Here is a 13,416-nt window from a genome sequence, read left to right as displayed (position 1 = left end):
TGTTTAGATGAACATTTTATTTACAAGCGTCGGCCGCAGAGTCGAAATAATAAGATCATATAAAGAGGCAGCGAGTAACATAGGGATACCTGTAACTTTAATAGGTACAGATATAACCAATTCGTCACCTGCGCTGTCTTTTTGCGATAAATCTTTTTTGACCTCGAAAGTAGAAGATGAGGGGTATATCGAAGAAGTAATTGATATATGCATTAGTAATGATGTTCAATTATTAATTCCGTTAAGAGAAGATGGTATATATATATTTAGCGATAACAGGGAAAAATTTTCCGCAATCGGAGTAAAATTGTTTTTATCATCTAGAGAAATGATTGAAATATGTAAAGATAAGACAAAAACTGCTTTATTCTTTGCAACGTGTAAGCTACGTTACCCTAATATTGTTGAAAATGCTGAGAAATATAAGGGAGAATTTCCTTGTTTTATAAAGCAAAGGAATAGGGAAAAAGACAATATAGGATATAAGGTTGAAACTAAAGCTGAATTGTTGGCTTTTGCTCAGGATATGGAAGATTATATAATTAGACCATTTATTGATGGAATAGAGTATTCGGTTGATGTTTTTTGTGATTTTGATGGAAATCCCATATATATAACTCCTCGCGAAAGAATCAGCGTAAGAGAAAAAGAGGTTGTAAAAAGTAGAATAGTTCAAGATGAAAAAATCATAACAGAGAGCAAAATTATTATTAATAAATTTAAGCCAGTTGGTCCGATTTCTATTCATTTGATTAGGAAAGAAGGAACTAAGGAGGATTATTTTATAAAAATAATTCCTGGATACAGTAGTGGTGTTCCACATTCTATAAAAGCAGGGGCTGATTCATCAACTGCAGCAATTCTTATGCTTTTAGGAAAGAAACTTTTGTATAAGCCATTTGCGGCAAGAGATAGAATAGGATATAGCAGGTATGAGGATAGCGTTTGTACATATGGAAATGGAATTTATCACATAGATAAGTTAGAGATGATTTTTGAACATTCAAAGGGAATTAAGGTTGTGATTTTTGATTTAGATAATACGTTATATCGGGAAATTGATTATATTAAAAGTGGATGTGCAGCAGTTGCACAGCAAGCGACGACTATTTTTAAAGAAGCTGTGTATTCACAAGTTTATGATGAGTTAGTTAGTGATACTTTATCAAAAAAACCTGCAATAAGGAATCTTGTGAAAAAGTTTGCAAGTGGCCTTCCACAAAAACGTCAATTTGATTTGACACAACTATTTTTGAATACGTATAGAAATCATGATCCAAAAATTGGAATTACACAAGAAACAATCGAAGTTATAGAGACATTAAAAAAACATGGAATATCAATAGGTATAGTGACGGATGGAAGAAGTGAAGTTCAAAGAAAGAAGTTAGCAAAGCTAGGTCTTATGAATGATAGTAGGATTTCAGAAATATTATTGACAGACGAGTTAGCAGGAAAAAATGGCAATCCTTCGATATTTAGAAAACCAAATCCATTACCTTTTGAAATACTAAAATTACGTTTTGGAGTTCCATATCATTGCATGATATTTGTGGGAGCAAATATGCAAAAGGATTTTGAAGCGCCTCAACGACTTGGAATGAGATGTTTGCATTTTAATAATTCTAAAGGAAATATTTTAAGTAAAAATGCAATTGACGCAATTTTAAGTATAAAAATATAGATAATATGCGTTTTTTATCGTATTTTGAAAGATATATTTTGGAATAATTAGCTTGTAGTATGTAATTTTGGTGTTGCTATCATCAAGATACCGAATCATAAAAAAGGGGGGATGGTACGATGAAAATCTTACACATTCTTGATTCAAATACATTTACAGGAATTGAAAATGTTGTGTTGACTATAATTTCATATGTTAGTAGACATGACATAGCTGAGTCGGTTTATTTGTCACCTAGAGGTGATGTTGAAGATATATTAAAAAAATTTGGTATAGATTATTATGGTGTAGATACGTTAGATAAAAAAACATTAAAGAAAGCAATTGAAATTTTAAAACCAGATGTAATACATACTCATGATTTAAAATCATCAATTTTGGCTAGTAAAATAAAATGCGACGCAAAGCTGATAATACATATTCATAATACACCAAGTTATTTGAGAAAAATTTGTTATAAATCTGTGGCGTTGTATTTAGCATGTAAAAAAGCTAGTAAGATTTTGACAACCACAGATGATATGGAAGAAGAGTTTATTTTTTCAAGATTTTTATATGACAAATTTGTAAACGTAGGTGAACCTATAAATGTAAGCAGAATTAGACGTCTTTCAAATCAAAATATTACTTACGATGGAATGGTTAATCTTGAAGCAAGATATTTATTTGATGCGATTTTTGTTGGAAAAATAAATGAAGAAAATAATCCAATTTTTCTTGCAGATATAATAAATTCCTTGTGTAGAGAAAGACCTGAAATAAAAATAGCTATTGTAGGTGATGGCGATGCAAAAAGCAGATTTTTTTCCAAAATTGAAGATTATTTTTTAGAAAAAAATGTGCTTTACTTTGGTAATTTAGAAAATCCATATCCTTTGATAAAAAAATCTAAATCATTCATTCTTCCTTCTAAAGAAGAAGGTTATGGAATAGCAGCAGCCGAAGCAATGGTACTTAGAGTGCCAGTTATTTGCAGTGGAGCGGGTGGATTAGATAATATTGTAGATGATTGGTGTGGTAGAATTTGTGGATATTCTAAAGAAGCATATGTGGCCGAAGTTTATCGCTTGTCAATAGATGATATTTATCATTTCAAAAAAGTAAAAGCAACAGATAGAAAAAGAATTTATCTTGATAATATGAAGGAATATTATAATAAAATAACAAATATTTACGCTAAAATAAAATTAGAAGACAATCTTTGGTACATAAAAAATAATGTTGCAAAATAGAAATATAAAGGGGTTAAAAGTGTTTATTTTAATAAAAGGGGCGTGAAAATATGGTCAGAGTACTACATGTCATAAATGGACTTGGAAGTGGTGGGGCTGAAAAAATAATAATGGATTGGTACAAAAACATTGATACGAATCAGGTTCAGTTCGATTTTTTGATTCGTTCAAGTGAGTGTATTTATGCTGAAGAAATAGAAAAAATGGGTGGACATATTTATTTTACATCGCCATTTCCGCGAAGAATAATAAAAAATTATTTTGAAACAAGAAAAATTTTTAAAGAAAATAAATTTGATGTAGTACATGTTCACGCAAATGCACTTCTATATATGAGAGGAATAATTGAAGCAAAAAAAAATAACGTACCAATAAGAATTATGCATAGTCACAGTACGCGTTCGCGGAGAAAAATTTATAAACTTTTACATATAATTAATAGGCATCGGCTAAAAAAATATGCTAATGTTTTTTTTGCGTGTTCCACAGAAGCTGGAAAGTGGATGTATGGAAAACAAAAATTTCAAGTTATAAATAACGGGATAAGAAAAAAAGAGTTTGAATTTTCGGCAAAAAAGAGAAAAGAAAGCAGAGGGAAAATAAATGCAAAAAATAATTTAGTAATAGGGCATGTTGGTCGATTTATGCCTGTAAAAAATCATTTTTTTTTATTAGAAATTTTTAATAAAATTTTAGAAAAAAAGGATAATGCCAAGTTAGTGCTTGTTGGCGAAGGTGGTAAACTTGAATATGAAGTGAAAAATCAAGTTTTAAAAAAGGGACTTGCAGATAATGTTATTTTTTGGGGATTTGCAAATGATGTTGGTTATGTAGAACAAGCAATGGATGTTTTTGTTTTTCCATCAATTTACGAAGGAAATCCAATAGCATTGATTGAAGCACAATTTGAAGGATTGCCTTGTGTTGCAAGTGATTCAATTACAAAAGAATCACAAATAAGTGAAAATATCCAGTATTGTTCATTAAATAAAACGGCTGAAGAGTGGGCTGATGAAATTATTGAATTATACGAAAAATGCCCAAATCATTCAAATAAATTATCAGAGGAAGCGTACAAATATAATATAAAAGATATTACAAATGAATTGACTAAGGTTTATATAGGGGAGAAGTGAAAATGGAAATTACGATGCAGGAATCGTTATACATATATTACGGAGTGTTCCTTTTTTCTATATGTATGAGTTTTATCTATCAAAGAAATTATCAAGAAAAAAAAGACGTAAAGTTAAAGAAGGGAGTACTTATTTTTTTAATAATTGCCCCTGTAGTTTTGATGCAAACTTTAAGATATAAAGTCGGAACAGATTATTATCCATATGAAGTCTTATATAGAGAAATAATTAAGGGAAGTCATAATGTTGTGTATCAGAAATATTCAAACGAATATTTTTATGTTTTAGAGTGCATAATATCAGATAAGTTGGTTGGAGATGTTTGGGGATTCTTTTTTATAAATGCTTTTATAGAAAATACACTTGTTTTTGTTTTATTAGATTATTATAAAAAGAAAATAGATATGCCGCTTGCATATACAATATTTTATTTTATGTTTTATCCAATGTTTTTAAATGCTGAACGTCAATCAGTAGCAATGACAATTGTTTGGGTTGGAATTATTTTATTGGAAAAAAGAAAATTCATAGGTTACTTTATTCTAGTGGCAATAGCAATAATGTTTCATAATTCAGCAATAATATATGCAGGAGTTGGAGTAATATATTTATTTGATTCGATATTAAATTACATAAAAAAATATAGCGGTATATTCATAAGTTTGTTTATCGCTGGAGTATTAATAAGCTATTGGTATGGATATGTGATTATGTCATTTATACTTAATAATTTTAGTTTTTTAGGAAAATACAAACGTTATCTTATAGATGATAAAAGCAAAATAAGTTTGGCTTATATAGTAGTTCTTCTCTTGATGGTACCATGTATTATATATTTAAAAAATATTGAAAAAAATGAAATGTACAACAAGGTATATATTATAGGTTTTGTTTTACAGATTGTATTGCTAATGGTTAGTTTAGCTGGACAATTCGGAAATAGGTTATTTGCATATTTTTATAATGTGGAAATTATTTCAATTGCAATGCTAAAACAATCTATATCAAAAACAAATAGAAAATATATAACAACGAGTTATTCAATTTCTGCAATGATTTATTTTTATATATTATATTTTTATATAGGAAATTCTCAGATATTTCCATATAGAATGATTACAGAAAAATTTATAAAGTGGCATTAAAGGTTAATGGTTATAGAGGAGGAATAATAAGATGAGTGTGGATGAAGTAAATAATAGTAATATGTTGGTATCAATTGTAGTGCCAATTTATAATGGAGAAAAAACGTTAAAGAAAGCAATTGTAAGTTGTATAGAACAAACTTATAAAAACATAGAAGTTATACTTGTTAATGATGGTTCAACAGACAGCACATCCGAAATATGTCAAAAAGCTGTTTTAAAAGATAGTAGAGTAAAATATTATGTAAAGGGAAATAGTGGTGTTTCTGATACAAAAAATTTTGGGATAGAGCATGCAAATGGCGATTATGTTATGTTTTTAGACTGTGATGATTACTTACGAAAAAATGCAATTGAATTATGCTTTAATGAAATTAAAGATTTGCATTATATCCCAGATTTGATTGTAGGTGGAATGGCTAAAAGGGATAGTAAAAAAAATATTGTTTTGTCAACTGAAACTGTAGATCACAAAATCATTACAGTTGATATACCTAAGGTTTTGCTTAATGATAGGCAATTTAAGATATATAAAGTTGCCACAGCAAAATTATTCAAAATGGAAATAATAAAAGAAAATGAGATTAAATTTGATGAAAACTATACATTTGCAGAAGACAGTATTTTTGTTTTAAAATACTTAGAATTTGTAAATAGTATAGTTCAAATTAGTAGTGTCATTTATAACTATGTTCAAGTTGTTACAGATGAAAAAGTTGAGAGATATAAATTAAAAGATGTAGATAATATTTGGCATCTAAGCGAAGTTTTATACAACAAAAGAGTACGTCTTTTTAAAAGAACAAATTGCTATGAACAATACCAACATAAGGTAGATATTTTATATTTAGAACGAATTAGATTCTTTTTAAATATTGTTATAGATAATAATGCTAATAAGAGAGAGGTAATAAAAAAATTAGAGCAAATTCCGTATGAAAGTGATATTAATTTTTCAAAAATAAGCTTCGGAGAAGTTAATAATATTCAGGATAAGCTGGTTTTACTAGGAATTAATATGAAAAATAGCTATTTTATGTACAATTGTTTCAAAGTTAAAGTCTATTTAGGAAAAAAATTTAAGGAGTATATTGCAAACAAAAGTTAGCTTTGTTATAATGAAAATTGTGCTTAAAATTAAGAGACTAAAGAGCAATATTATTTAGTAAGAGTAAAAAAGGAGATTGACATGGGTAAGTATTTTGGAACAGATGGTTTTAGAGGCGAAGCTAACACAGTATTAACAGCAGAACATGCTTTTAAAATTGGTCGTTATTTAGGTTGGTATTATAACCAAAATAGCAAAGGAAGAATTGTCATTGGAAAAGATACTAGACGTAGTAGTTATATGTTTGAATATGCATTAGTTGCTGGTATTACAGCGTCAGGTTCTGATGCTTTCTTGTTACATGTAACAACAACTCCAAGTGTTGCATACGTTGTAAGAACTGAGAATTTTGATTGTGGTATTATGGTTTCGGCAAGTCATAATCCATATTCTGATAATGGAATAAAAGTTTTAGATGGAAATGGACATAAAATTTCTGCAGAAGTAGAATTAGCAATGGAAAAATATATAGATGGAGAAATCGATGAGTTACCATACGCTAAAATGGATAAAATTGGTGTTGCAAAAGACTATGCAATCGGTAGAAATCGTTATATCGGATATTTAATTTCTCTTGCAACTCGTTCATATGATGGAATGAAAGTTGGATTAGATTGTTCAAATGGTAGTACATTCAATCTTGCAAAGAATGTATTTGATGCACTTGGCGCTAAAACATACGCTATTGGATGTGAACCAGATGGAACAAATATCAATAAAAACTGTGGATCAACTCACATTGAAGCATTACAGCAACTTGTAAAAGAGAAAAACCTAGATGTAGGATTCGCATTCGATGGTGATGCAGATCGTTGTATTGCAGTTGATGGAGATGGAAAAGAAATCCACGGTGATTACATCCTTTATGTTTGTGGTAAATATCTTAAACAATGTGGAAAATTACAAGGAAACACTGTAGTTGCAACTGTTATGTCTAATATGGGATTATTTAAAGCATTAGATACAGAAGGAATTGACTACTGTAAAACATCTGTAGGTGACAAATATGTTAATGAAGCAATGGTAGCAAACGGATACGTATTAGGTGGCGAGCAGTCAGGACACGTTATTTTCAGTAAACATGCAACAACAGGTGATGGTATTTTAACAGCTCTTATGTTAATGGAAGTTATTCTTGAAACAAGAGAACCACTTGCTAAATTAGCATCAGGAATGCGTATGTATCCACAATTATTAAAGAATGTTCGTGTATCTGATAAAAAAGTTATCATGGAAAATGAACAGGTTAAAGCTTTAGATAAACAAATCGCTGAAGAACTTGGAGAAAGAGGAAGAATTCTTCTTCGTGAAAGTGGTACAGAACCAGTTATCCGTGTAATGGTTGAAGCTGAGACAGATGAGCTTTGTGCTAAATACGTAGGCAAAATGGTAGATTTAATTGAAACATTAATTTAATAGGAATATTAAGTTCTTGAAGAAAGTGATTTAATAAAAATATTAAGTTATTGAAGATAGTAATTTGATAGAAATATTGATTTAATGTAGATATTATTTAGCAGGAATATTGACAATTAAAAACGATATATAATAAGAATTGGATTAACCTAATAGTTAATTGAAACTATAAGTTAATCCAATTTTTTTGATTAGAAAAAAGAATATTCAGTCAAAAAACTAGAATATATTATAGATATATTGTAAAATGAAAAAGGCAAAAAAAGTATTGTACTAGAAAATTACAAAAGAGGGTAACAAAATGAACGAAAAAAAATATGAGATTTTAGTAGCAGAAGATGATGCCGATATTGTTGAACTTATGGTTCTTTATCTCGAAAACTCTAATTACAAAGTACTTACAGCTTCTGATGGTGTAGAAGCATTAGAAGTTTTAAAAGATAACAATATAGATTTGGCTATAGTTGATATTATGATGCCTAGAATGAATGGCTACGAATTAATAAAGAAGATTCGAGAAACAAGTAATATTCCAATTATTATTGTATCAGCAAAAAATAGTGATAGCGATAAGATTTTAGGGTTGGATTTAGGAGCAGATGATTACGTTGTAAAACCATTTAATACGTTAGAACTTGTTTCGCGTGTGAATTCTAATTTACGTAGATTCTATGACTTTAATGAAAGCAAAAGTAGTGAAGCTGAAATATTAAGAGTAGGGGAATTAGAACTTGATACGGATAATCTTATTTTAAAAAAGAATGATATCAATATTGAATTAACACCAACAGAATACAAAATATTATCTTTACTTATGAAAAAGCCTGGCAGAGTTTTTACAAAGGTACAAATATATGAAAATGTAAAGGGTGAATATTTTGAATCAGATGATAATACAATAATGGTTCATATTTCTAAGATTCGTGAAAAAATAGAAGAAGATAGCCATAATCCAAAATATATTAAAACAGTAAGGGGATTAGGATACAAAATTGAAAATATTCAATAAAAAATTAAAGAAAAAAATTTTTATAAAAATTGAAAGAAAAAAAATAGAATATATAGATCGTAAGAAAGCTATAAGCGATAGTCTTTATTTTTTGATTATGAAAAACTTTTTTTTGTTTTTCGTAGTTGTAGTTTGTTTGATAGGTATAACTTATTTTATTTCAACTAGCATAGAAGGACAAATTGAAAATCAAAATGTAATTGAACACACGATTCAAAGTGTTGATTATAAAATCAAAAACGGAAATTATCAATCAATTGATATGTCTAAGGCAATAGGAAAAAATGGCTATTTTGAAATATTAGATGAACAAGGAAAATGTCTGTATTCTAGTGGAGAACATAAAAAAAATTATAGTTTAAATTCAATTGATTTTATTCCAGATGTATCAATGGATACTTTTGTTCAACTGGCATCCACGATGAAAGATAATAAGAAATTATTAGTGATTTCGGTCTATGAAGCAGAATATAAAGATGATGGAAGCTATCAAGGTGACAAGCTAAAATTAATGATGGTTTTAGATGAAAAAAGAAATGTTATTTTTTCAAATGCCAATAATATCGGAAAACATAAACTTTCGGAGAGAGAATATAATCTACTTTGTACTGGTTATGATAAAGGTACTTTTTTACAAAAATATATTTTTACAAATAAGTATGGTGAAAAAAGATATATGATATTGCATGTTAGTAGATCTCATAGAGTAAAGGCACGTAATATGTTTTATGTCTATATTATAACTGTAGCCATTATGGGATTGATTTTTATTGGTTTACTTCTTTCATTTAGTTTTTCTATGAGAAAAAATGTAGAAAGACCTATCAATTTGATTAGTAAAGCTATGAAAAAAGTAGAAAAAGGCGAAAGTTACGATCCAGTTGAATATTATGGTGCTCAGGAATTCGTCGATATGTGTGGTGCTTTCAATAGCATGGCTCAGAAACTATATAGAAGTGAACAAGAAAGAAAATTTGTTGAAGAGCAAAAGCAAAAAATGTTAGCAGATATTTCACATGATTTAAAGACACCTATAACGGTTATTGCAGGCTATACAAAGGCATTAGCTGATGGAATGGTACCTAAAGATAAACAAAGACAGTATGTTGAAGCAATTAACAATAAAGCAGAATTATTGAGTGGATTAATTAATTCATTCTATGAATATTCGAAGTTAGAACATCCAGATTATAATATTGTTGTTTCAAATGGAGATATTTGTGAATATTTGAGAGAATATATAGCCGCAAAATATAATGAACTTGAAATATTAGGAATTGAAATTCAAATTGATATTCCTGATACAGAGGTTTTTGCAGATTTTGATCCAACAAGTTTGAGTCGAGTATTTGAAAATATTATCACAAACTCTATTAAGCATAACAAAAAAGGAACATGTTTATATGTATGCTTGTATGAGATGGGAGATAAGATAAAAATAATATTAGCTGATGACGGAAATGGTGTGCCAATTCATTTAAAAGATACAATATTTAATCCATTTGTTGTAGGTGACGAATCAAGAAATAGTAAGCAAGGAACAGGATTAGGATTGTCTATAGCTCAAAAGATAGTAGAACAACATCAAGGAACAATTGAGTTGCTAGAAGGGCTAAATGATCAATGGAAAACAGCATTTGAAATTATTCTTCCCAAAAAACATGATTCAAATTTAAGTAAATAATATGAACAAATAAGATATGGTATAAAATATGTCCCACTTCAAAAGATAGCCAAGAAAGCTAGTAATTTGAGGTGGGACAATTTGTATTTATATATTAATGATTATTAGTTGAATTTAAAAGTATCTTTTAAACCAAGCCATTTTTGATCTTTATCACTTAAGTTAAGTGGTGTACCATCTTCAAGTGTATATCCTTCACCAGAAGCTGTTCCGTTATATTCGCCTTTTAATTGTGGCCATTCAATACCAATTTCAGGATCATTCCAAGCCATTCCGCCTTCATCGCCAGGATGATAGAAATCTGTTACTTTGTAGCAGAATTCAGCAACATCAGATAAAACTAAAAATCCGTGAGCAAAACCTTCTGGGATGTAGAATTGTTTTTTGTTTTCTTCAGAAAGTTCTACACCAAACCATTTACCATATGTTTTTGAGTTGCTTCTTAAGTCAACAGCAACGTCAAATACGTTACCACGAACAGCACGTACTAATTTTCCCTGTGGAAATTCTTTCTGGAAGTGTAAACCACGTAATACACCTTTAGTAGAAGAAGACTGGTTATCTTGAACGAAAACCATATCAAGACCAGCTTCGTGCATATCATTTTGATTATATGTTTCCATAAAGTAGCCTCTAGCATCACCGTGTACAGCTGGAGTTATTACACATAAACCTTCGATTCCACCAACATTTTTTTCTACTTTAATTTGTCCCATTTTAAGATCCTTCTTTCTATATTCTTATGATTAAATAATAATTATGTGATTTTTATAATGATTAATCAAGATTATCAAAATCTAATTCACTAACATAACGTTTAACAGCATCTTGCCAACTTGGAAGTGGATTAAAATCGTTTTCAACAAGTTTAGATTTATCAAGACGGCTATTAAAAGGTCTTGCAGCTTTAGAAACTCCATATTCTTCTGTTGTAACTGGTTTAACTTCAATTTTGTCTGTAGAATACTCGTTATGACCAAGTTCAACAGCTTGACGGAAGATTTCTTTTGTAAAATCAAACCAACTGATATATCCTGCTTTACATCCTTCTTTTGTATAAGCATTATCGTCATTGATTAAAGCTTTTGCTTCTTCAGATGTTGCAGGGTTACCTTCTTTAGTGATTTCTGAGTTTGTTGCATGGTAATAACCATATTTATCTGTAGCAAGCATGTCACATAATAAAATAGCAAGATCGTATGTGTATGTTGGTGTACCAATTTGATCACAAACGACAGTTAATTTATCATGATTCTTTCCGACTCTAAGCATTGTTTTGATAAAGTTCTTTCCATTGCGTCCGAAAACCCAAGCAATACGAACGATAAAGTATTTATCAAGATTTTCAGAAACTGCAAGTTCACCATCAAGTTTTGTTTGACCATAAACATTAAGTGGTGCATAATCTTTACAATCTGGATTCCAAGGAGTTAATCCTTGACCGTCGAAAACATAATCTGTTGAAATATACATAAATTTACAACCAGATTCTTTAGCTGAATCTATTTTTTTAACAGCATTTACTAGATTTAAAGTACCGATGGAGTTAACCATTTTAACTTTCTCTTTTTTATCTTCATCTTCAGCTAAATCAACAGCTGTCCAAGCCGCACAGTGAACAACTGCATCTACATCTTCTTTTAAAAGAACTTCTTCAACTGCTTTGGCATCAGTAATATCTAATGAAACGTATTTTGCTGTTGTGACAGCAGAACCATCAGCTACACCACAGTAAGATGGTGCAATATCTGAACCAATACAAATATAATTTGTTCCGTTATTTTCATTACGTTTATATAATTCATTCACTACATCATGACCTAATTGGCCACAAACACCAGTAACAAGAACTTTCATTGTAATCTCCTTTTTGCTTTATTAAAATTTTTCCCCACCATAATAAATATGGTGAGGAAGTAAAAGCTAAATAATATTAGCGATTTTTGTACATTTTGTCATAATAGTTTTGGTATTCTCCAGAAACAATTGGTTCCCACCAATCTTTGTTATCAAGATACCATTGAATAGTTTTCTTGATACCATCTTCGAATTTAGTTTCTGGTAACCAACCAAGTTCATTATGAATCTTAGTTGGATCGATAGCGTAACGCATATCATGACCTTTACGATCAGAAACGTGTGTAATTAATGATTCTGGCTTATCTAAAGCTTTGCAGATTAATTTAACGATATCGATATTTTTCATTTCGTTGTGTCCACCAACGTTATATACTTCACCAACTTTACCTTTGTGGATGATTAAGTCGATTGCTTTACAGTGGTCTTCAACATATAACCAGTCACGAACATTTAAACCTTCGCCATAAACAGGAAGTTGTTTATCATGTAGTGCATTAATTACCATAAGTGGAATTAATTTTTCTGGGAAGTGATATGGTCCGTAGTTGTTTGAACAACGGCTGATTGATACAGGAAGTCCATAAGTTCTGTGGTAAGCTAAAACTAATAAATCAGCTGCAGCTTTTGAAGAAGAGTATGGGCTTGATGTATGAATAGGTGTTGTTTCAGTGAAGAATAAGTCTGGTCTATCAAGTGGAAGATCACCATAAACTTCATCTGTAGATACCTGATGATATCTTTCAATACCGTATTTACGACAAGCATCCATAAGTACAGATGTACCAATGATGTTTGTATCAAGGAATACCTGTGGATTTTCGATAGAACGATCAACGTGACTTTCAGCTGCAAAGTTTACAACCATATCAGGATGTTCTTCTTCGAATAATTTGTAAACAGCTTCACGATCTGTGATACTGATTTTTACAAATCTGAAATTTGGATTATCCATAACAGGCTCTAATGTTGAAAGATTACCTGCATATGTAAGTGCATCTAAACAGATGATTCTGTAATCTGGGTATTTGTTTAACATGTGGAAAACAAAGTTACTTCCGATAAAACCTGCTCCACCAGTAACGATAATAGTCATTATAATATCCTCCTAATAATGAATACTGATTAATTTAATTTTTTAAAAA

11 protein-coding genes are annotated in these 13,416 nt (G+C 29.8%); 8 read left to right on the top strand and 3 right to left on the bottom strand.

Annotated elements, in window-relative coordinates; all coding sequences use genetic code 11:
- Positions 1–7 precede the first annotated feature (7 nt).
- The 8 genes from BMY79_RS01210 to BMY79_RS01175 all read left to right on the top strand — a co-directional run bounded on the left by BMY79_RS01210 (position 8) and on the right by BMY79_RS01175 (position 10,414).
- Positions 8–1,684, top strand: a complete 1,677-nt coding sequence (locus BMY79_RS01210; RefSeq protein ID WP_022749314.1) for an HAD hydrolase-like protein — start codon at positions 8–10, stop codon at positions 1,682–1,684.
- Between the two features lie 119 nt (positions 1,685–1,803).
- Positions 1,804–2,916 (top strand): glycosyltransferase, encoded by a 1,113-nt coding sequence (locus tag BMY79_RS01205; protein ID WP_074730314.1) that lies wholly within the window; start codon positions 1,804–1,806, stop codon positions 2,914–2,916.
- 50 nt (positions 2,917–2,966) lie between these two features.
- On the top strand, positions 2,967–4,052 hold the full coding sequence (locus BMY79_RS01200) for a glycosyltransferase family 1 protein (RefSeq protein WP_022749317.1): 1,086 nt from the start codon (positions 2,967–2,969) through the stop codon (positions 4,050–4,052).
- Positions 4,053–4,054: 2 nt separating this feature from the next.
- Positions 4,055–5,197: an EpsG family protein gene (locus BMY79_RS01195; RefSeq protein ID WP_022749318.1), complete on the top strand. Its 1,143-nt coding sequence runs from the start codon at positions 4,055–4,057 to the stop codon at positions 5,195–5,197.
- A gap of 31 nt (positions 5,198–5,228) precedes the next feature.
- Complete coding sequence (locus BMY79_RS01190) at positions 5,229–6,305, top strand: glycosyltransferase family 2 protein (RefSeq protein WP_022749320.1); 1,077 nt, start codon at positions 5,229–5,231, stop codon at positions 6,303–6,305.
- Positions 6,306–6,386: 81 nt separating this feature from the next.
- Positions 6,387–7,721 (top strand): phosphoglucosamine mutase, encoded by a 1,335-nt coding sequence (gene glmM, locus BMY79_RS01185; RefSeq protein ID WP_022749321.1) that lies wholly within the window; start codon positions 6,387–6,389, stop codon positions 7,719–7,721.
- Between the two features lie 301 nt (positions 7,722–8,022).
- Entirely contained in the window at positions 8,023–8,730 is a 708-nt protein-coding gene (locus tag BMY79_RS01180) for a response regulator transcription factor (RefSeq protein ID WP_022749322.1), read from the top strand.
- Entirely contained in the window at positions 8,714–10,414 is a 1,701-nt protein-coding gene (locus BMY79_RS01175) for a HAMP domain-containing sensor histidine kinase (RefSeq protein WP_022749324.1), read from the top strand. Before BMY79_RS01180 ends, BMY79_RS01175 begins: the two co-directional genes overlap by 17 nt.
- 104 nt (positions 10,415–10,518) lie before the next feature.
- Here the strand turns inward: BMY79_RS01175 and rfbC are convergent, their stop codons facing one another.
- The 3 genes from rfbC to rfbB form a co-directional block, all read right to left on the bottom strand.
- Positions 10,519–11,130 (bottom strand): dTDP-4-dehydrorhamnose 3,5-epimerase, encoded by a 612-nt coding sequence (rfbC, locus tag BMY79_RS01170; protein ID WP_022749325.1) that lies wholly within the window; start codon positions 11,128–11,130, stop codon positions 10,519–10,521.
- Positions 11,131–11,191: 61 nt separating this feature from the next.
- On the bottom strand, positions 11,192–12,271 hold the full coding sequence (locus tag BMY79_RS01165; RefSeq protein WP_074730313.1) for an SDR family oxidoreductase: 1,080 nt from the start codon (positions 12,269–12,271) through the stop codon (positions 11,192–11,194).
- A gap of 76 nt (positions 12,272–12,347) precedes the next feature.
- Entirely contained in the window at positions 12,348–13,367 is a 1,020-nt protein-coding gene (gene rfbB / locus BMY79_RS01160; protein ID WP_022749328.1) for a dTDP-glucose 4,6-dehydratase, read from the bottom strand.
- Positions 13,368–13,416 lie beyond the last annotated feature (49 nt).

Origin of the sequence: Lachnobacterium bovis, from assembly GCF_900111325.1 — a bacterium.
Classification (GTDB): Bacteria; Bacillota; Clostridia; order Lachnospirales; family Lachnospiraceae; genus Roseburia; species Roseburia bovis_A.
Note: the sequence above shows the minus strand (reverse complement) of the source record. Positions and strands in the feature narration are given on the sequence as shown.

Excerpts from the sequence above, each read along its gene's own strand:
- BMY79_RS01205 (WP_074730314.1), top strand. The coding sequence starts at position 1,804 with ATGAAAATCTTACACATTCTTGATTCAAATACATTTACAGGAATTGAA.
- BMY79_RS01195 (WP_022749318.1), top strand. The coding sequence starts at position 4,055 with ATGGAAATTACGATGCAGGAATCGTTATACATATATTACGGAGTGTTC.
- BMY79_RS01210 (WP_022749314.1), top strand. The coding sequence starts at position 8 with ATGAACATTTTATTTACAAGCGTCGGCCGCAGAGTCGAAATAATAAGA.
- BMY79_RS01180 (WP_022749322.1), top strand. The coding sequence starts at position 8,023 with ATGAACGAAAAAAAATATGAGATTTTAGTAGCAGAAGATGATGCCGAT.
- BMY79_RS01165 (WP_074730313.1), bottom strand. The coding sequence starts at position 12,271 with ATGAAAGTTCTTGTTACTGGTGTTTGTGGCCAATTAGGTCATGATGTA.
- glmM (WP_022749321.1), top strand. The coding sequence starts at position 6,387 with ATGGGTAAGTATTTTGGAACAGATGGTTTTAGAGGCGAAGCTAACACA.
- rfbC (WP_022749325.1), bottom strand. The coding sequence starts at position 11,130 with ATGGGACAAATTAAAGTAGAAAAAAATGTTGGTGGAATCGAAGGTTTA.
- rfbB (WP_022749328.1), bottom strand. The coding sequence starts at position 13,367 with ATGACTATTATCGTTACTGGTGGAGCAGGTTTTATCGGAAGTAACTTT.
- BMY79_RS01200 (WP_022749317.1), top strand. The coding sequence starts at position 2,967 with ATGGTCAGAGTACTACATGTCATAAATGGACTTGGAAGTGGTGGGGCT.
- BMY79_RS01190 (WP_022749320.1), top strand. The coding sequence starts at position 5,229 with ATGAGTGTGGATGAAGTAAATAATAGTAATATGTTGGTATCAATTGTA.